Origin of the sequence: Streptomyces sp. NPDC007905 (assembly GCF_042959345.1) — a bacterium.
GTDB lineage: Bacteria > Actinomycetota > Actinomycetes > Streptomycetales > Streptomycetaceae > Streptomyces.
The window spans coordinates 92,629-116,346 of record NZ_JBIBKS010000002.1 but is presented as its reverse complement, the minus strand read 5'-3'; the positions used below and the strand labels follow the sequence as shown (position 1 = coordinate 116,346).

The 23,718-nt window shown below is 71.4% G+C and carries 23 protein-coding genes and 1 tRNA gene; 10 read left to right on the top strand and 14 right to left on the bottom strand.

Features of this window, described 5'->3' with window-relative positions; translation table 11 throughout:
* Positions 1-40: 40 nt before the first annotated feature.
* The 6 genes from ACFZDC_RS04215 (at position 41) to ACFZDC_RS04190 (ending at position 4,285) form a co-directional block, all read left to right on the top strand.
* Entirely contained in the window at positions 41-1,006 is a 966-nt protein-coding gene (locus tag ACFZDC_RS04215; RefSeq protein ID WP_391320692.1) for an ATP-binding cassette domain-containing protein, read from the top strand.
* Positions 996-1,904: an ABC transporter permease gene (locus ACFZDC_RS04210; RefSeq protein WP_391319932.1), complete on the top strand. Its 909-nt coding sequence runs from the start codon at positions 996-998 to the stop codon at positions 1,902-1,904. Before ACFZDC_RS04215 ends, ACFZDC_RS04210 begins: the two co-directional genes overlap by 11 nt.
* Positions 1,901-2,812 carry an ATP-binding cassette domain-containing protein gene (locus ACFZDC_RS04205; protein WP_391319931.1) on the top strand — a complete coding sequence of 304 codons (912 nt, stop codon included), beginning with the start codon at positions 1,901-1,903 and terminating at the stop codon, positions 2,810-2,812. The genes ACFZDC_RS04210 and ACFZDC_RS04205 overlap by 4 nt, the downstream gene beginning before the upstream one ends.
* 10 nt (positions 2,813-2,822) lie before the next feature.
* A complete protein-coding gene (locus tag ACFZDC_RS04200) occupies positions 2,823-3,542 on the top strand; it encodes an ABC transporter permease subunit (protein WP_391319929.1) in 720 nt (239 codons plus the stop codon).
* Positions 3,543-3,715: 173 nt separating this feature from the next.
* Positions 3,716-3,886, top strand: coding sequence for a hypothetical protein (locus tag ACFZDC_RS04195; RefSeq protein ID WP_391319928.1), 171 nt, complete (start codon positions 3,716-3,718; stop codon positions 3,884-3,886).
* A 314-nt stretch (positions 3,887-4,200) separates the two neighbouring features.
* Positions 4,201-4,285: transfer RNA gene (locus ACFZDC_RS04190), tRNA-Ser, on the top strand.
* Positions 4,286-4,423: 138 nt separating this feature from the next.
* Here the strand turns inward: ACFZDC_RS04190 and ACFZDC_RS04185 are convergent.
* From ACFZDC_RS04185 to ACFZDC_RS04145, 9 genes are all read right to left on the bottom strand, one after another.
* Positions 4,424-5,227 carry a Cof-type HAD-IIB family hydrolase gene (locus tag ACFZDC_RS04185; RefSeq protein WP_391319926.1) on the bottom strand — a complete coding sequence of 268 codons (804 nt, stop codon included), beginning with the start codon at positions 5,225-5,227 and terminating at the stop codon, positions 4,424-4,426.
* On the bottom strand, positions 5,224-6,501 hold the full coding sequence (gene serS / locus ACFZDC_RS04180; RefSeq protein WP_391319924.1) for a serine--tRNA ligase: 1,278 nt from the start codon (positions 6,499-6,501) through the stop codon (positions 5,224-5,226). The genes ACFZDC_RS04185 and serS overlap by 4 nt, the downstream gene beginning before the upstream one ends.
* Positions 6,502-7,052: 551 nt before the next feature.
* Positions 7,053-7,985 carry a prephenate dehydratase gene (pheA, locus tag ACFZDC_RS04175; protein ID WP_391319922.1) on the bottom strand — a complete coding sequence of 311 codons (933 nt, stop codon included), beginning with the start codon at positions 7,983-7,985 and terminating at the stop codon, positions 7,053-7,055.
* 81 nt (positions 7,986-8,066) lie between these two features.
* On the bottom strand, positions 8,067-9,350 hold the full coding sequence (efeB, locus tag ACFZDC_RS04170; protein ID WP_391319920.1) for an iron uptake transporter deferrochelatase/peroxidase subunit: 1,284 nt from the start codon (positions 9,348-9,350) through the stop codon (positions 8,067-8,069).
* Between the two features lie 8 nt (positions 9,351-9,358).
* Positions 9,359-11,308: a copper resistance protein CopC gene (locus ACFZDC_RS04165; protein WP_391319918.1), complete on the bottom strand. Its 1,950-nt coding sequence runs from the start codon at positions 11,306-11,308 to the stop codon at positions 9,359-9,361.
* A gap of 13 nt (positions 11,309-11,321) precedes the next feature.
* On the bottom strand, positions 11,322-11,783 hold the full coding sequence (locus tag ACFZDC_RS04160) for a copper chaperone PCu(A)C (protein WP_391319916.1): 462 nt from the start codon (positions 11,781-11,783) through the stop codon (positions 11,322-11,324).
* Complete coding sequence (locus ACFZDC_RS04155; protein WP_391319914.1) at positions 11,780-12,433, bottom strand: SCO family protein; 654 nt, start codon at positions 12,431-12,433, stop codon at positions 11,780-11,782. The genes ACFZDC_RS04160 and ACFZDC_RS04155 overlap by 4 nt, the downstream gene beginning before the upstream one ends.
* Before the next feature lie 92 nt (positions 12,434-12,525).
* Positions 12,526-13,266, bottom strand: a complete 741-nt coding sequence (locus ACFZDC_RS04150; RefSeq protein WP_391319912.1) for a DUF1775 domain-containing protein — start codon at positions 13,264-13,266, stop codon at positions 12,526-12,528.
* A 187-nt stretch (positions 13,267-13,453) separates the two neighbouring features.
* A complete protein-coding gene (locus tag ACFZDC_RS04145; protein WP_391319910.1) occupies positions 13,454-14,281 on the bottom strand; it encodes a hypothetical protein in 828 nt (275 codons plus the stop codon).
* 242 nt (positions 14,282-14,523) lie between these two features.
* On the opposite strand from ACFZDC_RS04145, the gene ACFZDC_RS04140 reads away from it, so the two are divergent.
* Both ACFZDC_RS04140 and ACFZDC_RS04135 read left to right on the top strand, forming a co-directional pair.
* Positions 14,524-14,967 (top strand): ATP-binding protein, encoded by a 444-nt coding sequence (locus ACFZDC_RS04140; RefSeq protein ID WP_391319909.1) that lies wholly within the window; start codon positions 14,524-14,526, stop codon positions 14,965-14,967.
* A gap of 39 nt (positions 14,968-15,006) precedes the next feature.
* Positions 15,007-15,579 carry a GNAT family N-acetyltransferase gene (locus ACFZDC_RS04135; RefSeq protein WP_391319907.1) on the top strand — a complete coding sequence of 191 codons (573 nt, stop codon included), beginning with the start codon at positions 15,007-15,009 and terminating at the stop codon, positions 15,577-15,579.
* A gap of 171 nt (positions 15,580-15,750) precedes the next feature.
* On the opposite strand, the gene ACFZDC_RS04130 is transcribed toward ACFZDC_RS04135, so the two are convergent.
* The 4 genes from ACFZDC_RS04130 to ACFZDC_RS04115 form a co-directional block, all read right to left on the bottom strand.
* Positions 15,751-15,876, bottom strand: a complete 126-nt coding sequence (locus tag ACFZDC_RS04130) for a hypothetical protein (RefSeq protein WP_391319905.1) — start codon at positions 15,874-15,876, stop codon at positions 15,751-15,753.
* Between the two features lie 43 nt (positions 15,877-15,919).
* On the bottom strand, positions 15,920-17,284 hold the full coding sequence (locus ACFZDC_RS04125; protein ID WP_391319903.1) for an aminotransferase class I/II-fold pyridoxal phosphate-dependent enzyme: 1,365 nt from the start codon (positions 17,282-17,284) through the stop codon (positions 15,920-15,922).
* A 93-nt stretch (positions 17,285-17,377) separates the two neighbouring features.
* Positions 17,378-18,883, bottom strand: a complete 1,506-nt coding sequence (locus ACFZDC_RS04120; RefSeq protein WP_391319902.1) for an aminopeptidase P N-terminal domain-containing protein — start codon at positions 18,881-18,883, stop codon at positions 17,378-17,380.
* Between the two features lie 136 nt (positions 18,884-19,019).
* Positions 19,020-20,444, bottom strand: a complete 1,425-nt coding sequence (locus ACFZDC_RS04115) for a SpoIIE family protein phosphatase (RefSeq protein WP_391319900.1) — start codon at positions 20,442-20,444, stop codon at positions 19,020-19,022.
* 606 nt (positions 20,445-21,050) lie between these two features.
* On the opposite strand from ACFZDC_RS04115, the gene ACFZDC_RS04110 reads away from it, so the two are divergent.
* Both ACFZDC_RS04110 and ACFZDC_RS04105 read left to right on the top strand, forming a co-directional pair.
* The gene (locus ACFZDC_RS04110; RefSeq protein WP_391319898.1) at positions 21,051-21,716 is read left to right on the top strand and encodes a bifunctional DNA primase/polymerase; all 666 of its coding nucleotides are present in this window, start codon (positions 21,051-21,053) and stop codon (positions 21,714-21,716) included.
* Positions 21,717-21,771: 55 nt separating this feature from the next.
* Positions 21,772-22,386 (top strand): hypothetical protein, encoded by a 615-nt coding sequence (locus ACFZDC_RS04105; protein ID WP_391319897.1) that lies wholly within the window; start codon positions 21,772-21,774, stop codon positions 22,384-22,386.
* Positions 22,387-22,630: 244 nt separating this feature from the next.
* Here ACFZDC_RS04105 and ACFZDC_RS04100 read toward each other — a convergent pair whose 3' ends face one another.
* Positions 22,631-23,596, bottom strand: a complete 966-nt coding sequence (locus ACFZDC_RS04100; protein WP_391319896.1) for a DUF5926 family protein — start codon at positions 23,594-23,596, stop codon at positions 22,631-22,633.
* Between the last annotated feature and the right edge of the window lie 122 nt (positions 23,597-23,718).

The following is a 23,718-nucleotide window of genomic DNA, read 5'->3' as shown; positions in this document are numbered from 1 at the left end:
GCCCGGCGTGGTCTGCGTCACTACCGTCTAGGGCGTGACTGTGATCGCGACCGAAAGCCTGAGCAAACGGTTCCCCCGGGTGACCGCGCTCGACCGGCTGTCCGTGGACATCGGAGCCGGTGTGACCGGACTCGTCGGAGCCAACGGCGCCGGCAAGTCCACCCTGATCAAGATCCTTCTGGGTCTGTCTCCCGCCACCGAGGGCCGCGCCGAGGTGCTCGGCCTCGACGTCGCCACCAAGGGCGCCGCCATCCGCGAGCGCGTGGGCTACATGCCGGAGCACGACTGCCTGCCGCCCGACGTCTCGGCCACCGAGTTCGTCGTCCACATGGCACGCATGTCCGGCTTGCCGGCCACCGCCGCACGCGAGCGCACCGCGGACACCCTGCGCCATGTCGGCCTGTACGAGGAGCGCTACCGCCCCATCGGCGGCTACTCCACCGGCATGAAGCAGCGCGTGAAGCTCGCCCAGGCCCTGGTGCACGACCCGCAGCTGGTCTTCCTGGACGAGCCGACCAACGGCCTCGACCCGGTGGGTCGCGACGAGATGCTCGGCCTGATCCGACGCATCCACACCGACTTCGGCATCTCGGTCCTGGTCACCTCCCACCTGCTGGGAGAACTGGAGCGCACCTGCGACCACGTCGTCGTCGTCGACGGCGGCAAGCTGCTGCGCTCCAGCTCCACCAACGACTTCACCCAGACCACGACGACACTCGCCATCGAGGTCACCGACAGCGACGACCACCCCGACGGCACCCGCGCGGTCCGCGAGGCGCTCCACGCGCGCGGGGTGGACACGCACGACGAGGGCGGCGGTCTGCCCGGCGCCGGCCACATCCTGCTGCTGACCGCATCGGGCGAGGAGACGTACGACCTGGTGCGCGACGTGGTCGCCGACCTGGGCCTCGGCCTGGTCCGCATGGAGCAGCGCCGGCACCACATATCCGAGGTGTTCACCAGCAGCGACGAGCAGCGGAAGGAGGCCGTCGGTCATGGCGGTTGAGCATCCCCTGGCACCGCCCCCCGGCGACCAGACCCGCATCCACGACATCGGTTACCGCGGCTACGACGGCCCGCGCCTCGGCCGCGCCTACGCCCGCCGCTCGCTGTACTCGCAGTCCCTGCGCGGCGCCTACGGTCTCGGCCGCTCGGTGAAGTCCAAGGTGCTGCCGATGCTGCTCTTCGTGGTGATGTGCGTGCCCGGGGCCATCATGGTCGCCGTCGCGGTCGCCACGAAGGCGAAGGAACTGCCCGTCGACTACACGCGCTACGCGATCATCATGCAGGCCGTCATCAGCCTGTACGTCGCCTCGCAGGCCCCCCAGTCCGTCTCGCGCGACCTGCGCTTCAAGACCGTGCCGCTGTACTTCTCGCGGCCCATCGAGACCGCCGACTACGTGCGCGCGAAGTACGCGGCGCTGGCCTCCGCGTTGTTCATCCTCACCGCGGCCCCGCTGCTCGTGCTCTACATCGGCGCGCTGCTGGCCAAGCTCGACTTCGCCGACCAGACCAAGGGATTCGCACAGGGACTCGTCTCCGTGGCACTGCTCTCGTTGCTCTTCGCCGGTATCGGCCTGGTCATCGCCTCGGTCACCCCGCGGCGTGGCTTCGGCATCGCGGCCGTCATCGCCGTCATGACCATCTCCTACGGCGCGGTCTCCACGCTCCAGGCCATCGCCGAGGTGCAGAACAGCACCGGCGCCATCCCCTGGATCGGCCTCTTCTCGCCCGTCACGCTCATCGACGGAGTCCAGTCCGCGTTCCTCGGCGCCACCTCGGCATTCCCGGGAGCGAACGGACCCACGACCGGGCAGGGCGTGATCTACGTCCTCATGGTCCTGGGCCTGATCGCCGCCGGCTACGGCCTCCTGATCCGCCGCTACCGGAAGGTGGGACTGTGACCACGCTCTCCATCGACCACGTCTCCCGCTGGTTCGGCAACGTGGTCGCCGTCAACGACATCACCATGACCATCGGGCCCGGCGTCACGGGCCTGCTCGGCCCCAACGGCGCCGGAAAGTCCACCCTCATCAACATGATGGGCGGCTTCCTCGCCCCCTCCACCGGCACGGTCACCCTGGACGGGCAGCCGGTGTGGCGCAACGAGACCATCTACCGGCACATCGGCATCGTCCCCGAGCGCGAGGCGATGTACGACTTCCTCACCGGCCGCGAGTTCGTCGTCGCCAACGCCGAGCTGCACGGACTCGGCGCCAAGGCGGCCGGGCGGGCCCTTGCCACGGTCGAGATGGAGTACGCGCAGGACCGGAGGATCTCCACGTACTCCAAGGGCATGCGGCAGCGTGTGAAGATGGCGAGCGCCCTGGTCCACGATCCCTCCCTGCTCCTGCTGGACGAGCCCTTCAACGGCATGGACCCGCGCCAGCGCATGCAGCTCATGGACCTGCTGCGCCGGATGGGCGACGAGGGCCGCACGGTGCTCTTCTCCTCCCACATCCTCGAAGAGGTCGAGCAGCTCGCCCGGCACATCGAGGTCGTCGTCGCCGGACGGCACGCGGCCAGCGGCGACTTCCGCAGGATCCGCCGCCTGATGACCGACCGTCCGCACCGCTACCTGGTGCGCTCCAGCGACGACCGGGCCCTCGCGGCCGCGCTGATCGCCGACCCGTCGACGTCCGGCATCGAGGTCGACGTCACCGAGGGCGCGCTGCGCGTCCAGGCCGTCGACTTCGGCCGCTTCACCGCCCTGCTGCCGAAGGTCGCCAGGGACCACGGCATCCGGCTGCTCACGGTCTCGCCGTCCGACGAGTCCCTCGAGTCAGTCTTCTCTTACCTGGTCGCGGCGTAGGAGGCCGAAGATGTACGACCCCACTGTCGCCCGGCTCACCTATCGGGCCCTGCTCGGCCGCCGCCGGGCCCTCATCCTCGGCGCGCTGCCCCTGCTGCTGCTCGTGATCTCCGTGGCCGTACGCGGCCTGACCGGGGCCGACGACCAGACGGCCGCAGATGTCCTCGGCGGTTTCGCGCTCGCCACCATGGTGCCGATCATCGGCGTCATCGCGGGCACGGGCGCGATCGGCCCGGAGATCGACGACGGCTCCGTCGTCTACCTGCTGTCCAAGCCGCTGAAGCGGCCGACGATCGTCTTCACCAAGCTGATCGTCGCCGTCGCGGTGACCATGGTGTTCTCGGCGGTGCCGACCCTGATCGCGGGACTCGTCCTGAACGGCAACGGACAGCAGGTCGCCGTCGCCTACACCGTGGCCGCGCTCGTCTCCTCCATCGCCTACTCCGCACTGTTCCTGCTCCTCGGCACGGTGTCCCGGCACGCGGTGGTCTTCGGGCTGGTCTACGCCCTGGTCTGGGAGGCCCTGTTCGGCTCCCTGGTGCCCGGCGCCCGCACCCTGAGCGTCCAGCAGTGGTCGCTGGCCGTCGCCCACAAGGTGGCCGGCGGGGACCTGGTGACCTCCGACGTCGGGCTGACCACGGCCACGGTGCTGCTGGTCGCGGTCACCGTCCTGGCCACCTGGTACGCCGGCCAGAAGCTGCGGGCGCTGACGCTGGCGGGCGAGGAGTAGGCCCCGAAGGGGTCCGGTGGACCTGACGGGGACCTCCCTCCCCGCGGGCACACTGGGCAGCGGATGTACGGCCCGGAGGCCGTAGACGGCACAGGAGATACCGCGGCACGAGGGATCAGGGCGGCCTCCGGGACGGCGGCCTCCGGGGCGAGGCCGTCCTGGACGAGGCCTTCGTGCGGGCCGTCGAGACCTCCGAGGCGTCCGTCCGCGCCCGGATGCTCGCCGCCCGCCGGCGGGCCGAGGACCCGGAGCCGCGGCCGTGGCGGTCCGACGAGCCGCCGGCGGTCTGGTTCTTCGGCAAGGCGCGCCGGCGCAGACGGCGCCGCCGACAGGGCCTGTGGTGAAAAGTCCCGTCGTCCGCCCGGAGGGCAGGCGGGACTTTTCGCCACCCCGGGCCGATGCCGCGCACCGGTTAATTCAGTGGCGCCCGACTCGACGGATGGGACACAGTGGTTGTGCCCCATCCGCCGGGAACGTCCCGGCGTCACGAACTGGGAGAGGAGCCGGACGATGCCCATGCACGGCAGTACGTCCAGCTCCCGACAGGGCAGCTCGAGGCAGGCTCCGGAGTAGTCGCTACCCCTCCGCAGAGCCACGGGAGCTGCCCGGGGCGGCCGCTTCGAGCACGCGATGTCGCTCTCGCGTGGGCCGCCCACCCGGAGGATTGGCCGAGTGGTAAGGCACCGGCTTGCTAAGCCGTGGTCGGGGGCAACCCCGCGCACGTTCGATCCGTGCATCCTCCGCGAGACGTTGTCACTGCACCTCGGCCGGGCTTTGGGGTGGGCAGGGCGTGCAGTCGCCGAGAAGACCCCGGCGCCGCAGGCCGTGCCCCCCTGCGCCTGCGGAACGACTGCCCGCGGCGGCGGGGAGCGCCTCGACGGCTACGCCAGCAGCCTCTCCAGGACCACCGCTATGCCGTCCTCCTCGTGGGAGGCCGTCACCTCGTCCGCCACCGCCCGCAGTTCCTTGTGGGCGTTGGCCATGGCCACACCCCGGGACGCCCAGGCGAACATCGGGATGTCGTTGGGCATGTCGCCGAAGGCGATCGTGTCGGCGGCCTTCAGGCCCAGGCGGCGGGCCGCCAGGGACAGGCCCGTGGCCTTGGACAGCCCGAGCGGCAGCAGCTCCACGATCCCCTCGCCCGCCATGGCGACCGTGACGAAACCGCCGGCCGCGCGGCGGGCCGCCTCCGCCAGGTCGTCGTCGCTCAGCGTCGGATGCTGTATGTAGACCTTGTTCAGCGGGGCGGTCCACAGGTCCGACGCGTCCGTGAACGGCGTCGCCGGAAGCTTGCCGGTGACCGCATAACCGGGCCCCACCAGCACCTCGCCGTCCAGACCGTCCCGGCTCGCCGCCAGGTACAGCGGGCCGACCTCGGCCTCGATCTTGGCCAGGGCCACACCCGCCAGCTGCCGGTCCAGGGTCACGGAGGTCAGCAGGCGGTGCGCCCCGGCGTCGTACACCTGGGCGCCCTGGCCACAGACGGCGAGGCCGTCGTAGCCGAGGTCGTCCAGGATGTGCCGGGTCCAGGGAACCGCGCGGCCGGTGACGACGATGTGGGCCGCGCCCGCCGCGGTGGCCGCGGCGAGCGCCTCACGGGTGCGCTGCGAGATCGACTCGTCGGAGCGCAGGAGCGTTCCGTCGAGGTCGGTGGCGATGAGTCGGAAGGGGAATCCGGCGCTCACTTGGCGACCGGCTCCAGGACCTCCCGGCCGCCCAGGTACGGGCGCAGCACCTCGGGGACCCGGACGGAGCCGTCGGCCTGTTGGTGGTTCTCCAGGATCGCCACGATCGTGCGCGGTACGGCGCACAGGGTGCCGTTGAGCGTGGCCAGCGGGCGGACCTGCTTGCCCTCGCGGACGCGGATCGACAGCCGGCGGGACTGGAACTCCGTGCAGTCCGAGGTGGAGGTCAGCTCGCGGTACTTGCCCTGGGTCGGGATCCACGCCTCGCAGTCGTACTTACGGGAGGCCGAGGCGCCCAGGTCGGCGGAGGCGACGTCGATGACGCGGAACGGCAGCTCCAGCGAGGTCAGCCACTGCTTCTCCCACTCCAGCAGGCGCTTGTGCTCCTCCTGCGAGTCCTCGGGAGTGACGTAGGAGAACATCTCGACCTTGTCGAACTGGTGCACGCGGAAGATGCCTCGCGTGTCCTTGCCGTGCGAGCCGGCCTCGCGGCGGAAGCACGGCGAGAAGCCGGCGTAGCGCAGGGGCAGCTTGTCGCCGTCGATGATCTCGTCCATGTGGTACGCCGCCAGCGGGACCTCGGAGGTGCCGACCAGGTACAGGTCGTCCTTGTCGAGGTGGTAGACGTCCTGAGCCGCCTGGCCGAGGAAGCCGGTGCCGGCCATGGACTGCGGACGGACCAGCGCCGGGGTCAGCATCGGCGTGAAGCCGGCCGCCGTGGCCTGCGCGATCGCCGCGTTCACCAGGGCCAGCTCCAGCAGGGCGCCGACGCCGGTCAGGAAGTAGAAGCGGGAGCCGGAGACCTTGGCGCCGCGCTCGACGTCGATCGCGCCGAGGAGCTGGCCCAGCTCCAGGTGGTCCTTGGGTTCGAAGCCCTCGGCGCCGAAGTCGCGGACGGTGCCGTGCGTCTCCAGCGTGACGAAGTCCTCCTCGCCGCCGACGGGCACGTCGGGGTGGACGAGGTTGCCGAGCCGGAGCAGCAGCTGCTGGGTCTCGGCGTCGGCCGCGTCGCGCTCGGCGTCGGCGGCCCTGACGTCGGCCTTCAGCTGCTCGGCGCGCTTGAGCAGCTCGGCCTTCTCGTCGCCGGTGGCCTTGGGGATCAGCTTGCCGAGCTGCTTCTGCTCGGCGCGCAGCTCGTCGAAGCGGACGCCGGAGGACCTGCGCCGCTCGTCGGCAGACAGGAGAGAGTCGACGAGCGCGACGTCCTCTCCACGGGCGCGCTGGGACGCGCGCACACGGTCGGGGTCCTCACGGAGCAGGCGAAGGTCAATCACGGGGCCAAGGCTACCGGTGCGAGCTCGCGGGCCACGACTCACTATTGCGACTCGCGCCTTACGTGCCGTTATGGGGCAATTGCGCAGAGTGTCGAGGGGGTCAATCAAGGCCGTCTCATTCCCTGGAACGAGGCAGCCGGTGGATGCCTTGTTGACCGGATTCCCTTGTGGAGAGCGGCACTTGAGGGGGCCGTTGTCCACAGGAATCCCCACGCCGGGAAGAGTTATCCACAGGCTGTGCGGAAAGTCTGTGGATTTCGGAATTGATCACTCCGGAACTTCTGGCCGGACTGATGAATTCCCGGTTCAAACCGGGGTGACACCCACTTTCGGGTGGAAAGGGGTCGCTCCAAAAGATGAACCAAAGGAAACGAGTGGACGAAGGGTGACCTGCGGGACGGTGGCCGCATCTGGGATGTCCAGGACGATTTGTCGACCGAGTCCCACCACCTTGTCGACTTGTCCCCAGGTCGAGAAGCGCACCTGTGGATAACTTCTGTGGATAACGAAGATGTGCAGGTACGACTGGCCGGAAGCAGACTACGAGCGCGCTAGAACCGGCCGTCCTGGCAGCGCGCCACCCAGTCCGCCGCCGCCACGAACTCCTCGTCAGAGGTCCCCGGCAGGGTGGACCTGGCCTCGCCCGGCTGGACGTCCGCACGCGGATAGGAGCCGAGGAAACGAACCTGCAGGCAGATCCGCTTCAGCCCCATCAACGCCTCGGCCACCCGCCGGTCGGAGATGTGGCCCTCGGCGTCGATGCAGAAGCAGTAGTTGCCGATGCCGGCGCCGGTCGGACGGGACTGCAGCAGCATCAGGTTGATGCCACGGGTGGCGAACTCCCCGAGCAGGTCGCGCAGGGCGCCGGGGTGGTCGTCCCGCTGCCACAGCACCACCGAGCTCTTGTCGGCGCCGGTCGGCGCGGCGGGCCGGGCCGGGCGGCCGACCAGCACGAACCGGGTCTGCGCGTTCTCCGCGTCGTGGATCCCGGTCTCCAGGGCCTCGAGGCCGTACCGGGCGGCGGCGAACTCGCCCGCGAAGGCGGCGTCGTACTGGCCCTCCTGGACCAGCCGCGCGGCGTCCGCGTTCGAGGCGGCCGACTCCCAGTGGGCGTCCGGGAGGTTCTTCCTGAGCCAGTTGCGGACCTGCGGCTGGGCGGCCGGATGCGCGGAGACCGTCTTGATGTCCGACAGCGTGGCGCCCGGGCGGACCAGCAGGGCGAAGGTGATCGACAGCAGCACCTCGCGGTAGATCATCAGCGGCTCGCCCGCGACCAGCTCGTCCAGGGTGGTGGTGATGCCGCCCTCGACGGAGTTCTCGATCGGCACGAAGGCGGCCTCGGCCTCGCCGGACCGCACCGCGTCGAGCGCGGACTGCACCGACACGTACGGGATCAGCTCCCGGGTGGCCGACTCCGGAAGCGTGCGCAGGGCGACTTCGGTGAAGGTGCCTTCGGGACCGAGATACGCATAGCTCGCTGGCATGTCCTCACCCTAATGGGCACGGGCGAACGCGACCCTCACGTCTCATGGACGCCACTCGACCGAGTGGTTTGAAACCTGCGATCACCCTTCCAGCAGCCGCTGTCCCACGTACTCTCCCTCGGCCGCACCGCCCGGCACCGCGAACAGACCGCTCGCCTCGTGCCGGATGTACGTCGACAGCGCGTCGCCGCGGTCGAGCTTGCGCTGCACCGGCACGAAGCCGCGCAGCGGGTCCGCCTGCCAGCAGACGAACAGCAGCCCGGCGTCCGGCGTGCCGTCCGCGTCGATGCCGTCGTGGTAGGAGAACGGGCGCCGCAGCATGGCCGCGCCACCGTTCCGGTCGGGCCGGGTGATCCGGGCATGCGCGTTGATCGGGACGACGTACTCGCCCTTGGCGTCGGTCTTCTCCAGGTCCATCGGGGTCGTCTCACCGCCTCCGGACAGCGGCGCCCCGTCGGCCTTCCGGCGCCCGATGACCGCCTCCTGGGCCGTGAGCGACAGCTTCTCCCAGTCGTCGAGGAGCATGCGGATACGGCGTACGACGGCGTAGGAGCCGTTCGCCATCCAGGCGGGCTCACCCGGGGCGGGCACGAAGATCCGCTTGTCGAAGTCGGCGTCGGACGGCTTGGGATTGCGGGTGCCGTCGAGCTGGCCCATGAGGTTCCGGGCCGTCATCGGGTGGGCGGTGGCGCCCGGCGTGCGGTTGAAGCCGTTCATCTGCCAGCGGACGCGGGCCGCGCTGCCGGCGTCCTTCTGGATCGCGCGCAGCGCGTGGAAGGCGACCAGGGCGTCGTCGGCGCCGATCTGCACCCACAGGTCACCGTCGCTGCGCGCCTTGTCGAGCTGGTCGGAGGAGAAGGCGGGCAGCGGGTCGAGGGCCCCCGGCCGCTGCTTCTCCAGGCCGGTCCTGCCGAAGAAGCTGTGGCCGAAGCCGAAGGTGAGGGTCAGCGAGGACGGGCCCGCGTCCCGGGCCACATCGGTGTCCTCGTGGGGAGCCGCCTCGCCCGCCATCAGCCGCTCGGCCGTCGTCGACCAGCGGCGCAGCAGGGCCGCCGCCTCCTTGCGTCCCGCGCCCGCCACCAGGTCGAACGCGACGAGGTGACCGCGGGCCTGCAGTCCCTCGGTGATGCCGGGCTGATGTTTCCCGTGAAACATCGCCCGGCCGGAGCCCACCGAGGTCAGCGGAGCGGCCTGGGCGGGCGCTGCCGCGTATCCCACGGCTCCACCGGCCGCGCCGAGCACGAGCCCGGTGGCCCCGGCGGTGCCGAGCAGGGCGCGCCGGGAGACACCCCGGCCGCTGCCGCCGGCGGATTCCGCCACCGCCGATTCGGGCGTACGGGCCTGAGGAATGGACTGGTCGGGCATGGTGCGATTCAGCCGATCTGCGCGTTCTTGGAGACGGTCACCTGGTCGATGTCGGAGGTCCGCACGGTCACAGCGATCTTCCACTGGCCCGCCAGGGGGATCTGCACTCCGCTCGCCGACCAGTGGCCGGTGGTGATGTGGTCGGGGTTCACCGGAAGCGGTCCGAGCTTCTTCGCGTCCAGGGTGAAGGTGACCTTCACCTCGGGGACGTCGAAGGCGCGCCCGTTGGGCCGCTGGACGTAGACGTGCATCTCGTTGCCGCCCACGCGCGCGGGGTCGAGGTCGATCCGCACGAGCCCCTTGCCGTCGGTGCCGCCGGTGTCGAAGGGCATGTCCAGCGTCAGCGCGCCGGAGGAATCCGACGACGAGGAGGACGAGGAGGACGAGGTCGACGACGTGGCCGCCTTGGCGTCCTGCTCGGTACGGCCCGGCTCGGTCTGGGTCAGCCAGGTGGTGACGGCGAGCAGCACGACCGCGACGCTCGCCTCCGCGAGCACCGAGTGGCGCAGGCCGATGCGGCTCGGGTCGCCGTCCCGCAGCCGCTTCTGCCGGGCCGCGTCCACCGCGGCCCGCTGCCTGGCGAGCTGGGCGGCGCGCTTGCCGTCACCGGAGGCTGCCGCCTCGGCTTCGCCGGACGCCGACTTCTTCCCGGACGTCTTCGTGACCGCGGAGCCGACCTGTTGCTTCTCGCGCTGCTTCGCCTTCCGGGTGACGGCTGCCGTGGCCGAGTCCACGAGTCGTCCCGTCCAGCGTCGCGAAATCCATGCGATGCCCACCAGCAGGGCGACCAGCCCGATCTTGACCAGCAGCAGCTGCCCGTACCTGGTCTCGGTGAACGCCGACCAGGAGCCCAGCTGGCGCCAGGACTGGTACGTGCCGGTGGCGACCAGGGTGAGGACGGAGCCGAGGGCGACGCGGGAGAAGCGGTGGATCGCGGCGGCCTCGACCGGGGCCTCGGCGGGCGCCCGGTACAGGGCGACCAGCACAGTGGTGAGGCCGCCCAGCCAGGCGGCGACGGCCAGCAGGTGGAGCACGTCGACGGGCATGGCGATGCCCGGCTGGAGCCCGGTGGAGGCGTGTTCGGCCATGGCCCAGCTCGCCGCGAGGCCGGCGGCCACGACCACCCCGCCGATCGCGAGCCCGAAGGTCAGGTCCCGCTTCTCCTCGCCCTCCTCCCGCCGGTTGTAGGCGCCGAAGAGGACGGCGATGAACAGCGCGGCGGCGGCGAGCAGGAGCAACCGGGAGACCAGCGCGGCGCCGGTCTTGGTCTGCAGCACCTGGCCGAGCAGGTTCAGGTCGAAGACGTCGCCGAGCGTCCCCGAGGAGGTGTAGGAGCCGCGCAGGAGCAGCAGCCACAGGGTGGCCGCGGTGAGCGCGAGCCAGCCGCCGACCACGAGTCGCTGCACCGCCCGTACGCCCGAGCCGCGCTGCCAGCAGGCCAGTACGAAGGCGGCGCCGCCCGCCAGCACGATGAACCCGGCGTACGACACATACCGCCCGATCGCGTACAGCCAGCCGACGACTCCGCCGCCCGCCGCCGTTCCGACGCCGGAGACGACGGTCTGCGAGGGTGCCCCGATGGAGAAGGTGTAGGCGCCCGAGACGGGGTGGCTGTCCGCGGAGACGACCTGGTAGGCGACCGTGTAGGTGCCCTTGGCCAGGCCGCTCTTGAGCTTCACGGCGTACGTCGTCCCGCTGACGTTGGTGGGCGAACCCACCTCGACCTTCTTCCCCTTGGGGTCGAGGACCTGCAGCGAGTCGTCGCTCATCGCCACCTTCTCGGAGAAGGTGAGCGACACCTGGGTGGGTGCCTTGTCGACCACCACCCCCTGCGCGGGGTCGCTGCCGGTCAGCGCGGCGTGCGCGGAGGCCGGTCCGGCGCCCGCGAGCAGCGCGCCGGTGACGGCGAGGAGCAGCAGCACCAGGGTGCGCAGGCGGGGGGTGATGGTCCGCGTCAAGGTGGTCCCTCCATCAGTGGCCGGTCGACGGGTTGTACGTGGCGGACTTCACCGGCATCTCGACGGTAAGGGCCTCGGACTTGGCGAAGGCGAGCTTCAGGGTGACCTTCTGGCCCTGCTCCGGCTGGTGCCTCAGATTCTCGAACATCAGATGGCTGCCACCGCTTTTGAACACGAGTTGACCATGCGCGGGTATGGCGAAGGAGGTCTTCTCCTCCATCGCCCCGCCGACGGTGCTGTGCATGGTGATCCGGCCCGCGACGTCGCTCGTCACCGAGGTCAGCTCGTCCTTCGCGCCGCCCTTGTTGGTGATCGTCAGGAAACCGGCGGCCATGTCGGCGGAGACCGGCCGCGGCATGTAGGGCGAACTCACGGACAGCTCGGCCTTCGAGGAGCCGGAGTCCGCGCCGGTGCCGCAGCCCGCGAGCGTCAGGGCGCCGGCGAGCGCGGCCGCGGGAAGGAGCGCACGCCTCACGGCTTCGCTCCCTCGACGAGCTTGGGCAGGTCCTTGGTGTAGTCGTCGACCGTGGCGTCCTCGCCGTAGAGGACGTAACCCCCGTCGGTCTTCGGGGAGAAGGCGATGACCTGGGTGCCGTGCACCGAGACGGCCTTGCCGTTCTTGTCCTTCTTGGTCGGCTCGATGGAGATGCCGACGGAGCGGGCACCGGCCTGGATGGTGGAGAAGTCCCCGGTCAGGCCGATGAACTGCGGGTCGATGCCCTTGAGCCACTTGCCCAGCTCGGCGGGGGTGTCACGGGCGGGGTCGGTGGTGACGAACACGACCCTCAGGTCCTTCTGCGCGGCCTCGGGCAGCGCCTTCTTGGCGACGGCGATGTTGCTCATGGTCGTGGGGCAGATGTCGGGGCAGTGCGTGTAGCCGAAGTAGATCAGCGTGGGGTGGCCCTTGGTCTCGGCGCGCAGGTCGTACTTCTTGCCATGGGTGTCGGTCAGGACCAGGTCCGGCTTCTCGAACGGCTTGTCGAGGACGGTGGCGGCCTTGCCCGAGTCGGTCTCCTCGGAGACCACGGCGACGGGTGACTTGCCGTCGTCGCCGCTGCCGCAGGCGGAGAGGGTCAGGGTGGCGGCGGCGAGCAGCGCGGCCGCGGCGAACGTCTTCTTGCGCATAGAAAAATGTCCCAGATGTGAGAGCTCCGGCGCGCACCGGGGTCGTACGACAGCGTCGCACGACCCCGGCGTGCGCGTGCGGAACGGTGGGGTCAGGCGGTCCGGCGGCGGCCCGCGAGGACGCCGTAGGCCACGCCCGCGACGCCGACGACGATGCCGACCACGCCGAGCACGCGTGCGGTGGTGTCGCTGCCGCCCTTCGAGCCCTCGGCGGCGGCCGTCCCGGTCTTGGCGCCGGTCTTGCCATCGGTCTCGTCCGAGGCGTCATCGGCGGTCGAGGTGCCGTGGTGGTCGCCGGTGGCGGCGGACAGCTCCAGCACCGGAGCCGGGTTCTCGGGCTCGGCCCGGCCGTCCTGCGCCGCCTCGATCCAGCGCACGACCTCCTTGTTGGAGTACGTCTGGATCGCCTTGAACACGAGCCGGTCGGTGTCCTCGGGCAGGGCGCCGACCGAGAGCGGGAACTTCTGGAAGTAGCCGGGCTCGATGCCCTTGCCGTCGGCGGTCCAGGTGACCTTGGTGACCGCCTCGCCGATCTTCTCGCCGTGCATGGTCAGCGGTTTGTCGAGCTTGGACTTGGTGACCTTCACGTTCCAGCCGGCGATCGGCTCGGGCATGACGGAGGCCAGCGGGTGGTCGCCCGGGAAGTTCACCTCGACCTGGGTGGTCGAGGCGTCGTCGCGCTCGTTGGGGACCTTGAAGTCGACGACCGCGTAGCCGCCCTTGGCGGCCGAGCCCTCGGGCTGCACGGTGACGTGCGCGAAGGCGGGGGCGGACAGGGCGAGGACGGCCGTGCCCGCGACGGCGGTGGCGGCGGCGATACGAGAAGCCCTCATGGCAGGGAGCACTCCACTCTGCGTGAGTTCCGGTGTGAATCCGGTGTCCGGGTGAAAGGGATACGCGTGCGCGGGACCGGCGTCTCGGCCGTGTCGCTCACACCACGCGCAACGCTGCGTGCCGCACGACGGCGGCCCCTCTCGTCCGGCTCCGTTCCCGGGTCCGGTGGAGTGTGGTCGCGTCGTGTCAGGCGGCGAGGAGGAACGCGGCGGCGGGCGGGCCGCGCCGGATCACCGTGTGCTGGAGTGCGGTGGTGTGCGGGGCGGGAGCCTCGTCCCGGGCGGTACGACGGCCGCGCGGGGCCGGCTCGGTCGCGGGCAGCAGCCCGGCGCACAGGGCGTGCGCCAGCGCGAGCGCTCCGCGCAGGGATCGCATGAGTGCCCCCTCCGCGACTCCGTGCGCCGACAGCTCGATGAGCCGCAGGAGGGCCAGGTCGCCGCGGCGCAGCAGCCAGCCGGCGACGACGGCCGCGAGGACGTGGCCGAGCAGCATCGGCAGGGAGGGCAGCAGCGACGCCGAGGAGCCGGCGGCGTCGTCCATGTGGCGCATGGCCGGCATGGTGCCGACGGCCTGGTCCGAGGGATCGATGAGGTGCGCGTCGAGCAGCAGCCGGTAGGCGTGCCCGGGGGTGAGCGCCGAGGGGCTGGACCCGCACACGAGCCGGGCGGCCCGCTCGACGAGCGCGCTGTCGCTCTGCGGCACGTCGCTCGAGCCCATTGCCATCGCGCCGGACGCCGTGTGCTGGCCCAGCCCGAACAGCGTGTGCAGCACGGTCTGGCCGAGCGCGAGCAGTGCGGCGATGCCGGGCAGCGAGCGAGCGCGTCCGGCGAGCGGCGCCACGAGCAGCAGGGAGCCGGCGAATCCCGCGCCGAGCGTCCACAGGGGCACGCGCGCGCAGGAGGCCAGGGTGTGCCCGGCCGCGGCCAGCACGACGCAGACCGCGGCGAACACCGCGGCCCGCAGGATCCGGAGCCCGGCTCCGGGACGCGCCGTGCGCGGGTGGGGGGCAGTCATGGCGGGCCAATCATCGCACTGGGCCCGCCCGACACCTGCGGCAGGGCGCGGGATCCCGTCACGCAGGGAAAGACCGCCGTTACGAATGGAAGATCATCCTCCGCGAAAAGTCATCCCTCATACACCGATTCCTCCCGGGGCGCATCGCCCATATGGGCGGAGTCACGTCAACGGTGTGCTTACGGCCGGGCACGCGCGGCAATAGGTAACGGTATGTCGAGCCGCGGCCGGGAGGCTGGAGCATGAGCATCTGGTGGTCACTCCATCTTCGCCGCGAGGCCGCGAGCGTCCCGCTCGCACGGCGGCTGCTGATCGGCACGATGGAGACGGCGGGCGTCGACCCGGACGTCTCCTACGATCTGTCCGTCGCCCTCAGCGAGGCGTGCGCGAACGCGGTCGAGCACGGTGGGGACGCCTCCCGCGGCTGCTCGGAGGCCTACCGGGTGACCGCGTACCTCGACGGCGAGAAGTGCCGGATCGAAGTGGCCGATTCGGGCCCCGGGTTAACCCGCACCCAGGACATCCGGCCCGCCCGCCCGGACGCCGAGCACGGCCGCGGGCTGTGTCTGATCCGGGAACTCGCCGACCACGTGCACATCGGTGCCAAGCCGGGCCGGGCCGGGACGGTGGTGAGTTTCGACAAGATCCTCAAGTGGAAGAAAGATCCTTCCCTGCTTACGGCATGACGGCCGCTCCGGGGGAAACCGCGCCGCTAGGGTGCGCGCATGCTTGTCGAATCCATGGAGAGCAAGGAAATAGCGGGCGGAGTGATCCTGCGTCCGCTCGCCGCGGCAGACGCTTTCGCGCTCGCCTCCGCCTATACGGACAACCGTGCACACCTGGAACCGTGGGAGCCGGTCAGACCGGAATCCTTCTTCACCACCGAGGGCCAGGCGGAGCGCATCGACGGGCTGCTGCGGCAGCGCGCCGACGGCGCCGTGGTGCCATGGGTGTTCGAGGCTGCGGACGGCCGGATCGTCGGGGCGATCACCTTGTCCGGGATTTCCCGGGGCCCTTTCTGCAGTTCGTATCTCGGGTACTGGGTCGCCGCCGACCAGCAGAACAAGGGACTGGCCAGCTCCGCGGTGGGGCAGGTCTGCCGGATCGCCCGGGACACGATGGGACTGCACCGGATCGAGGCGTCCACGCTGACCGAGAACACCGGTTCCCAGCGGGTGCTGCAGAAATGCGCGTTCGAGCCGATCGGTCTTGCCTCGAATTACCTGCACATCAACGGACGATGGCGGGACTGCCGGCTCTTCCAGCGCGTGCTGCACGACCACGCCCCCGTTCCGTAGACGCCTTTTCGGCCCGGTTCTCCGGTTCTGAGGCGGACAAGCGGCCTTCCCGACCTCCCCGGCCATGACGGTCCCTTGCCGGTCAGCCCGCGAGCACCGGCTCCGTGACCGTGCGCCGCGCACGGCCGGCGGCGCGGGCCGCCGGCCCCATCGCCCAGGCCGCCACCTGCATCAGCGCGCCCAGCAGCAGCCGGCCCGGTGTACCCCAGCACCCAGCAGCAGCAAAGCCACCACCAGCGGACGCAGGGTGCGGGCCACCGTCACACCCGTGCCGAAGAAGCGCCGGTACTCGCCCATCCGGTCGGCCGGAGCTGATCCACTGTCGCTTCAGTGGTCCATTTCAGGCGTCCAGGACCTTGGCCAGCACCTCCAGCGCATCCGGGTACGTCCGCTCCCGTGGTGTGCCGTAGCCGACGACCAGGCCCTGCGGCCGCCCCTCGCCGGGTGTGTGCCAATGGCTGCCCAGATGGCCGACGGCGAGCCCCTCCGCCTCGGCACGGGCCAGGACCTCGGCCTCGTCGGGCACGTCGATCAGCGCGTGCAGTCCGGCCGCGATACCCCGCACCCCCCGCCGCGTGCCCAGCCGGTCCAGGAGCTGGTCCCGGCGGCGCCGGTAGCGCAGCCGGCACGCGCGCACGTGCCGGTCGTAGGCGTGGCTGTCGATCAGCTCGGCGAGCGCCAGCTGCCCGATGGTCTCGGTGTGGTGGTCGCTGTGCAGCTTGGCGTCGGCGACCGCGTCGGCCAGCTGCGGCGGCAGCACCATCCAGCCGAGCCGCAGCGCGGGGCCGAGGGTCTTGGACGCGGTGCCCAGGTAGACCACCTGGCCCGGGGCCATGCCCTGCAACGCGCCCACCGGCTGGCGGTCGTAGCGGAACTCGCCGTCGTAGTCGTCCTCGACGATGAGCCCGCCACGCGCGCGTGCCCACTCGGTGAGCGCACGGCGCCGCTCGGGGTGCAGGGTCACCCCGGTCGGGTACTGGTGGGCCGGGGTGACCACCACGGCGGCCGCATTGCCCAGCTCCCCCGGACGGGCCCCGCGCTCGTCCACCCGCACCGGCAGCACGGTCCCGCCGTTGCGCCGCACCACCTCCCGGTGGAAGGGCAGCCCCGGGTCCTCCATGGCGACCGAGGCGCCGTCCAGGACGCGCGTGAGGAGCGCGAGGCCCTGGACGTACCCGGAGGTGATCACGATCCGCTCCGGCGGCGCGAGCACCCCGCGCGCCCGCCCGAGGTAGCCCGAGAGCGCGGTACGCAGTTCGATCCGGCCGCGCGGGTCGCCGTAGTCGTACGCCAGTGAGGGCGCCGTCGCTATGGCGCGGCGCAGCGCGCGCAGCCAGGCAGCGGCCGGGAACGCGCCCACGTCGGGGCTGCCCGGCCGGAGGTCGAAACGCGGCGCACGCGCGCGTGCCGCCGTCCCCGGTTCCTCCGCCTCGACGGCCGGCAGTTCGGCGACTCGGGTACCCGAGCCCTGCCGGGCCGTCAGATAGCCCTCGGCGACGAGCTGGTCGTAGGCGGCCTTCGCGGTGCCGCGCGAGATGCCGAGTTCCGCCGCGAGCCGCCGTGTGGCCGGCAGCCGGGTTCCGGGCGCGAGCCGCCCGTCGCGTACGGCGTCCCTGAGCGCCCGTTCCAGACCGACGCGGCGGCCGTCCGCCGCGTCGGGTTCGAGATGCAGGTCCACACCCACCCCGGACCAGAAGCCGTCCACTAAAACCCTCCCCCTAGGCACGTGAAACTGCACACGCGTACGGACACGCCGATGGCCGGGCACCTTCCCGGGTGCCCGGCCATCAATGTCTTATCAACCCTTCAGGGTCGCCATCCAAGCCTCGACCTCGTCGGAGCGGCGCGGCAGACCCGCCGAGAGATTCCGGTTGCCGTCCTCGGTGACGAGGATGTCGTCCTCGATGCGGACGCCGATGCCCCGGTACTCCTCGGGCACCGTCAGGTCGTCGGCCTGGAAGTACAGGCCCGGCTCCACGGTGAGGACCATGCCCGGCTCCAGCGTGCCGTCGACGTACGTCTCGGTCCGGGCGGCCGCGCAGTCGTGGACGTCCATGCCGAGCATGTGGCCGGTGCCGTGCAGGGTCCAGCGGCGCTGCAGGCCCAGCTCCAGAACGCGCTCGACCGGGCCCTCGACCAGGCCCCACTCGACGAGCTTCTCGGCGAGCACGTGCTGGGAGGCGTCGTGGAAGTCGCGGAACTTGGCGCCCGGCCTGACGGCCGCGATACCGGCCTCCTGGGCCTCGTACACGGCGTCGTAGATCTTCTTCTGGATCTCGCTGTACGTGCCGTTGATCGGCAGCGTGCGCGTGACGTCGGCGGTGTACAGCGTGTGCGTCTCCACGCCCGCGTCCAGCAGCAGCAGGTCGCCGGAGCGGACCGGGCCGTCGTTGCGCACCCAGTGCAACGTGCACGCGTGCGGGCCGGCCGCGCAGATGGAGCCGTAGCCGACGTCGTTGCCCTCCACGCGCGCGCGGAGGAAGAACGTGCCCTCGATGTAGCGCTCGCTCGTCGCCTCGGCCTTGTCGAGGACCTTCACGACGTCCTCGAAGCCGCGCACGGTCGAGTCGACGGCCTTCTGCAGCTCGCCGATCTCGAACTCGTCCTTGATCAGGCGGGCCTCGGAGAGGAAGACGCGCAGCTCCTCGTCGCGCTCGGCGGTGACCTTGTCGGTCAGGGCCGCCTCGATGCCGGCGTCGTAACCGCGGACGACCCGCACCGGGCCGGTGGCCTCGCGCAGCGCGTCGGCCAGCTCGCGCACGTCGGCGGCCCGGATGCCGTAGAGCGCCTCGGACTCGGTGAGGGAGTGGCGGCGGCCGACCCACAGCTCGCCCTGGCCGGACAGCCAGAACTCGCCGCTCTCGCGGTCGGAGCGCGGCAGCAGGTAGATCGTCTCCTGGTGGCCCCCGGCCGTGGGCTCCAGGACCAGGACGCCGTCCTCCGTCTGGTTGCCGGTGAGGTAGGCGTACTCGACCGAGGCGCGGAAGGGGTACTCGGTGTCGTTCGAGCGCGTCTTCAGGTTGCCCGCGGGGATCACCAGGCGCTCGCCCGGGAAGCGCGCGGAGAGTGCGGCGCGGCGGCGGGCGGTCTCGGCGGCCTGCGGGATCGGCTCCAGGTCACGCAGCTCCGTGTCGGCCCACCCGGACTTCATGTTCTCGGACAGCTCGTCGGAGACGCCCGGGTACAGGCCGTTCTTCCGCTGCTTGATGGGCTCCTCGGACTCGGTCTCGGGGCCCTCTGCGGTAGCAGAATCGGGCACAGCCGGGTTGAGCTCGTCGGACACGTGATCCTCCTCGGTACGCATGTGATCTCCCCCCGGGCCCGCGACGCTCATGCTTGTGGCCGAGCGGGGACCTCCATCATCGTACGGTCGTACCCGCAGCGGCCCGGGGCGGAAGACCTGTTATGCCTGGCCATGCCGGACGGCCCGGCGGAATCACTCAGTCGAAGCGGGCCGCGAGCAGGACCACGTCCTCCTCGCTGTCGGCCGCGTCCAGGCCGTCCGGCAGGACGGTGCGCAGCACGTGGTCGGCGACGGCCCCGGGGTCGCGGCGCAGCGCGCGCGGGACGCTCGCGGCGGCCGCCCGCAGCCGGGCGAAGGCGCGGTCCATGGGCTCGCCGGTACGGTGCAGCAGTCCGTCGGTGTAGAGCAGGACGGTTTCCCCGGCCTCCGCCTGGATCTCCGCACTGGGTGCCTCCCAGCAGGCGAGCATGCCGAGCGGCGCGGAGACGGAGGTCTCGGCGAACTCGGTGCGCCGCTCGCCGATCAGCAGCGGCGGACTGTGCCCGGCTCCGGCCAGGGTCATCTTGCGCAGGGCCGGTTCGCAGTAGGCGAACAGGGCGGTGGCCGAGCGGGCGGGCTCGGTCAGGCGCAGCAACAGCTCCAGGTCGGACAGGACGGCGACCGGGTCCTCGCCCTCCATCACGGCGTAGGCCCTGAGGGAGGCGCGCAGCCGGCCCATGGCGGCCACCGCGCTCGGTCCCGAGCCGGTGACCGAGCCGACGGACAGACCGAGGGCCGCATCGGGCAGCGGCAGCGCGTCGTACCAGTCGCCGCCGCCGCGCGCGCCGCAGCGGTTCCGGGCGGCGAGCTGGACGCCGGCCACCCGGGGCAGCCGTGAGGGGAGCAGTTCCTCGGTGATGGTCGCCACGCACGCGCGCGTGCGCTCGACTTCCAGCAGCCGGGTCAGATGCTCGGCCGCGTGGCGGATGTACAGGCCGACGAGGTGGCGGCGGCGCTCGTCCGGTTCGGCGGGCTCGTCGTAGAGCCACACGGCGGCACCGAGGCGGCCCGCGGAATCGGTGGCCAGGGGGAGGGCGTAGCTGGCGGCGTAGCCGAGGCGGGCGGCCACCTCGCGGTGGCGGGGGTCGAGGCCGTCCTCGGCGAGCAGGTCGGCGTGCACGATCTCGGTGCCCGCGCCGGCGTCGAGGAGGGTGCCGTAGGGGTGGGAGCCGCGGGGAACGGTTTCGATGTGGCCGAGGTCGGCGCGGCCGAGTCCGAGGCCGACGGTGGCATGGGGGCCGAGTCCGTCGCCGGGTTCCAGGACGACCAGGCCGCGCCGGGCGCCGACGAGGGCGGATCCGGCGCGCAGCAGTTCGTGGAGGGCTGGGTCGAGCGCGTTCGTGCGGGACAGGCGCTCGGTGAGTTCGTGCAGGGTCGTGAGGTCCGAGACCCAGCCGGCCAGCCGGTCCTGCAGCAGGGTGCCGGGAGGGGGGCCGCTGGGGACGGGGGCGTCGGTGACGGGAAGTGCGGTGTCCGGAGAGGGGGTGGCGCCCGGGGCGGCGGGTGTGGGCGCGGCAGTGTGGGCGGGCGTGGGAACCGTTGGATCGATTCCAGCCACTTTCGGAGGGTGCGGGGCGTTCATGGCGTTCGGCCTTCAGACCGGTGCGTATTGCTCAAAAGCATCGCAAACCCCCATGTCATTCTGCGCCGCTAGCAGTGTCTCCACATGTACACGCACTCGTGAGGGGATGTCCAGCATTGTCCTGCGGGGATTCCTGGTGTCCGTGGGTCTGATGTGGGTTTCTTTCGAAACCCTTGCCTTACTGCCAAGTTGGCTTAAAACTGACTCGGGTATCGGTTCATTGCGGTCGACTGGCCTTGCTCCACAGAGCGTCACAGCGGTCGTGATGGGTACGTACTCGGAGAAAGCCAGGGGTGGTTGGGGGCCACCCGGAACCTGGCGACGGACCCGGGCGTCATAGCCACCGACGGCCGAGCCCCATCCTCCCGCGGCGGAGGCGGAGAGAAACACGCGCGACGGCAAAACGCCAGGCTTCGCCACCCCCGCGCCGCACCCGTGCTTTTGATGGACGCACTAAGGAAGCGGTCAACGTTTGGCCCCCTGGGGTTCCCTCTGCCGTGCGCAGGGGTGTGATGCGCCAACAGGTACGCACAGTGAAGTGATCGACACATGGTGTGATGTGGTCCACGGTGTTGCCAGCGGTGCAACGGAAAGGAACGAGCGCACATGCGCGAGATCCTCGGAAGGCGACGCAGGCTCCTGTCCAGGCGGAACGACGGGGGGCCTGAGCTGATCAGCGCGGCCCTGACCTTCGCGACGGAATGGCAGTGGCCCGTGCTCCCGGGAGTGGCCCCGGACCCGCAGGGGCGGGCCCGATGCGGCTGCCCCGACCCGGAATGCACGGTGCCCGGTGCGCACCCCTTCGACCCCGGCCTGCTCGCGGCCACCACCGACGCGCGCATGGTGCGCTGGTGGTGGACCAACCGGCCGGGAGCGCCGATCATCATGGCCACCGGAGGCACGGCGCCCTGCGCGGTGAGCCTGCCGGCGCTCGCGGCGGCGCGCGCGCTCGCCCTGCTCGACCGGCGGGGCATGCGCCTCGGCCCGGTGATCGCCGCGCCGACCCGCTGGGCGGTGCTCGTCAAGCCGTACTCCTTGGAGCAGCTGGGTGAGCTGCTCTACGCCAAGGACTTCGTACCCGGCTCGCTGCGCTTCCACGGGGAGGGCGGCTACCTCGCCCTGCCCCCCTCCGAGACCGGCCAGGGCGCCGTCCGCTGGGAGCGCCCCCCGCTGCCCGGCTCGGCCTCGCCCTGGGTGCCCGATGTGGAGGCCGTGGTGGACGCGGTGGTCGACGCCCTCACTCGTACGGGTGTGAGCGCGCCCGAGTTGTAAGGGTGTCGGGCGCGGGCGCGGCCCGATGGCGCCCGTGGTCGTTATCTTCCGCTATATGCTGCGCATTTCTGGGGGTCACGGCACGCGACCGTCGCACCGCGGCGGGCCGGACCCCCGAAGGCTTCGTCTGCTCGCTCTCGCGGGTGTCGTGGCGGCCGCGGCCGCACTGCCGCTGGCCGTGGCGTCCGCGGGGCAGGTGGGCGATTCCACCGGGCGGGCGGGGAAGAACGGGAAGGCCGTCGTACCCCCGCTTTCGCGCGCCGCCGCCGGGACGCCCTCGGCCGCTCCGACGCGCTCCCCACTGGTGCTCGGCCTGGGCCTTGCCACCGCCGCCAGGTGCGGACCCGAACTCTCCTCCGCCGACGGCGTCGAGGCGCAGACCTGTGTGATGACGCAGGGCGAGGACGTCTGGGCACGCACCTACTACCGCAACACCACCGGCGAGGCCGTGGACTTTGAGCTGAGCCTGATGGGGCCGGGCGGCCGGACCGTGCAGACGCACTGCGCCGAGGCCGCCGACGACGAGCCCGCCACCTGTGAGACGCCTCGCGAACGCACCCGGGGCGCGCTGGACTCCTACACGGCGGTCGGCGAGTTCGCCGGACGCGGGCCCGAGGGGCCGCTGCTGCTGCGCTCGGCCAGCAACTCCGGTGAGGCCAACGGGAGTTGACGCTCGGCGTCGCGCCGTACAGCGCACCCGGACATGGAAAGACCCGGTTGCTGGCGACGGGGGATGCACCAGCAACCGGGCTACTGGAACGGTAACAAGAGATCGGCGGTTCGCAAATTCGATCTCGGCTATTCGGACACTGATTTCCCTGTCACGACGGGTAGTTGTGACAGGAGTCACCTGATCCGGGCGCCGTCGTCACGACTGACCGGTCGGTCAGCCGTGATCCGTGTCCGGGGGTGTCTCAGCTGAGCGTGACCTGGCGGCTTGTCAGTCCGCCGCGGGCCCGTCGCTCGTCGGGCGTGAGCGGTTCGGTGACGGCGAGGGCGGTGGCCAGCCGTTCGGCGAACTCGGCGGCCGGCTTCTCCACGTCCTCGGCCGTGACCCCGCTCGGCAGGTCCCAGACCGGCACCGTGAGGCCGTGAGCACGGAAGGAACCCACCAGCCGGGTGCCCTCGCCGAGGCTGGAACGCCCGGCCGCGTGCAGCCGGGCGAGAGCGTCCAGAAGCTGCTCCTCCGCATGCGGCATGACCCAGCGCAGGTGGTTCTTCTCCGGGGTCTCGCACCAGTACGCGGCATCCACGCCGGACAGCTTCGCGGTCGGGATGGCGGCGGCGTTGGCGCGCTCCAGGGAGGCGGCCACCTCCGGGGTGGCGTTCTCCGCGTCCGGCACCCAGAACTCGAAGCCGCTGTGCACAACTGGCTCGAACGCGCCTTCCGGGTCGAGCAGATCCTGCAGCCGGGGGCCCTCGGCGGGAGCGCGGCGGCCCTCCACCGGAGTGCCGGGCTCGGCCTCCAGGGCGCGCTGGAGGGTGTCGGCGAGGTCGCGGCTGATGTCACCGGAGGGCGTGTCGTTCTGCAACCCGAGCAGGACCGAGCCGTCGTCGCGGCGCAGCGCGGGCCAGGCCATCGGCAGCACGGTGGCGAGCCTGACCGATGGGACCCCCTCCGGCAGGCCGCCCCGCAGGGTCAGCTCCACGGTGGCGGCCGGCACCAGTTCGCGCAGTGCCACCCAGTCGCACTCGCCCGGCAGACCCTCGAACGGGCGGTGCACCAGTTCGGTCGTGGCGTGGGCGGCGGCCCGGCCGTGGCAGGCCTTGTAGCGCCGGCCGCTGCCGCAGGGGCAGGGTTCGCGGGCGCCGACGACCGGGACCTCTGCGTCGCTGAGCTGCGGCCGCTTGGCCTTCGTCTGGGGTCGCTTCTTGGCCATCGTGGGGTCTCCCGGTTACGGCTGTCTCGTACGCTCGGGAGCCTAGCCGTTCGGGGCACGACCGACGGGAACCTGTGGACAACGGACACGTGGGCGAGCCGGGGGTGCGAACCTGTGGCCAA

What these genes read in the sequence shown, in the direction of transcription:
- ACFZDC_RS04210 (WP_391319932.1), top strand. Translation starts at nt 996, where the DNA reads ATGGCGGTTGAGCATCCCCTGGCACCGCCCCCCGGCGACCAGACCCGC.
- ACFZDC_RS04200 (WP_391319929.1), top strand. Translation starts at nt 2,823, where the DNA reads ATGTACGACCCCACTGTCGCCCGGCTCACCTATCGGGCCCTGCTCGGC.
- pheA (WP_391319922.1), bottom strand. Translation starts at nt 7,985, where the DNA reads ATGCCAGCGAGCTATGCGTATCTCGGTCCCGAAGGCACCTTCACCGAA.
- efeB (WP_391319920.1), bottom strand. Translation starts at nt 9,350, where the DNA reads ATGCCCGACCAGTCCATTCCTCAGGCCCGTACGCCCGAATCGGCGGTG.
- ACFZDC_RS04155 (WP_391319914.1), bottom strand. Translation starts at nt 12,433, where the DNA reads ATGCGCAAGAAGACGTTCGCCGCGGCCGCGCTGCTCGCCGCCGCCACC.
- ACFZDC_RS04150 (WP_391319912.1), bottom strand. Translation starts at nt 13,266, where the DNA reads ATGAGGGCTTCTCGTATCGCCGCCGCCACCGCCGTCGCGGGCACGGCC.
- ACFZDC_RS04145 (WP_391319910.1), bottom strand. Translation starts at nt 14,281, where the DNA reads ATGACTGCCCCCCACCCGCGCACGGCGCGTCCCGGAGCCGGGCTCCGG.
- ACFZDC_RS04140 (WP_391319909.1), top strand. Translation starts at nt 14,524, where the DNA reads ATGAGCATCTGGTGGTCACTCCATCTTCGCCGCGAGGCCGCGAGCGTC.
- ACFZDC_RS04135 (WP_391319907.1), top strand. Translation starts at nt 15,007, where the DNA reads ATGCTTGTCGAATCCATGGAGAGCAAGGAAATAGCGGGCGGAGTGATC.
- ACFZDC_RS04130 (WP_391319905.1), bottom strand. Translation starts at nt 15,876, where the DNA reads ATGGGCGAGTACCGGCGCTTCTTCGGCACGGGTGTGACGGTGGCCCGC.
- ACFZDC_RS04120 (WP_391319902.1), bottom strand. Translation starts at nt 18,883, where the DNA reads ATGCGTACCGAGGAGGATCACGTGTCCGACGAGCTCAACCCGGCTGTG.
- ACFZDC_RS04115 (WP_391319900.1), bottom strand. Translation starts at nt 20,444, where the DNA reads ATGAACGCCCCGCACCCTCCGAAAGTGGCTGGAATCGATCCAACGGTT.
- ACFZDC_RS04110 (WP_391319898.1), top strand. Translation starts at nt 21,051, where the DNA reads ATGCGCGAGATCCTCGGAAGGCGACGCAGGCTCCTGTCCAGGCGGAAC.
- ACFZDC_RS04105 (WP_391319897.1), top strand. Translation starts at nt 21,772, where the DNA reads ATGCTGCGCATTTCTGGGGGTCACGGCACGCGACCGTCGCACCGCGGC.
- ACFZDC_RS04100 (WP_391319896.1), bottom strand. Translation starts at nt 23,596, where the DNA reads ATGGCCAAGAAGCGACCCCAGACGAAGGCCAAGCGGCCGCAGCTCAGC.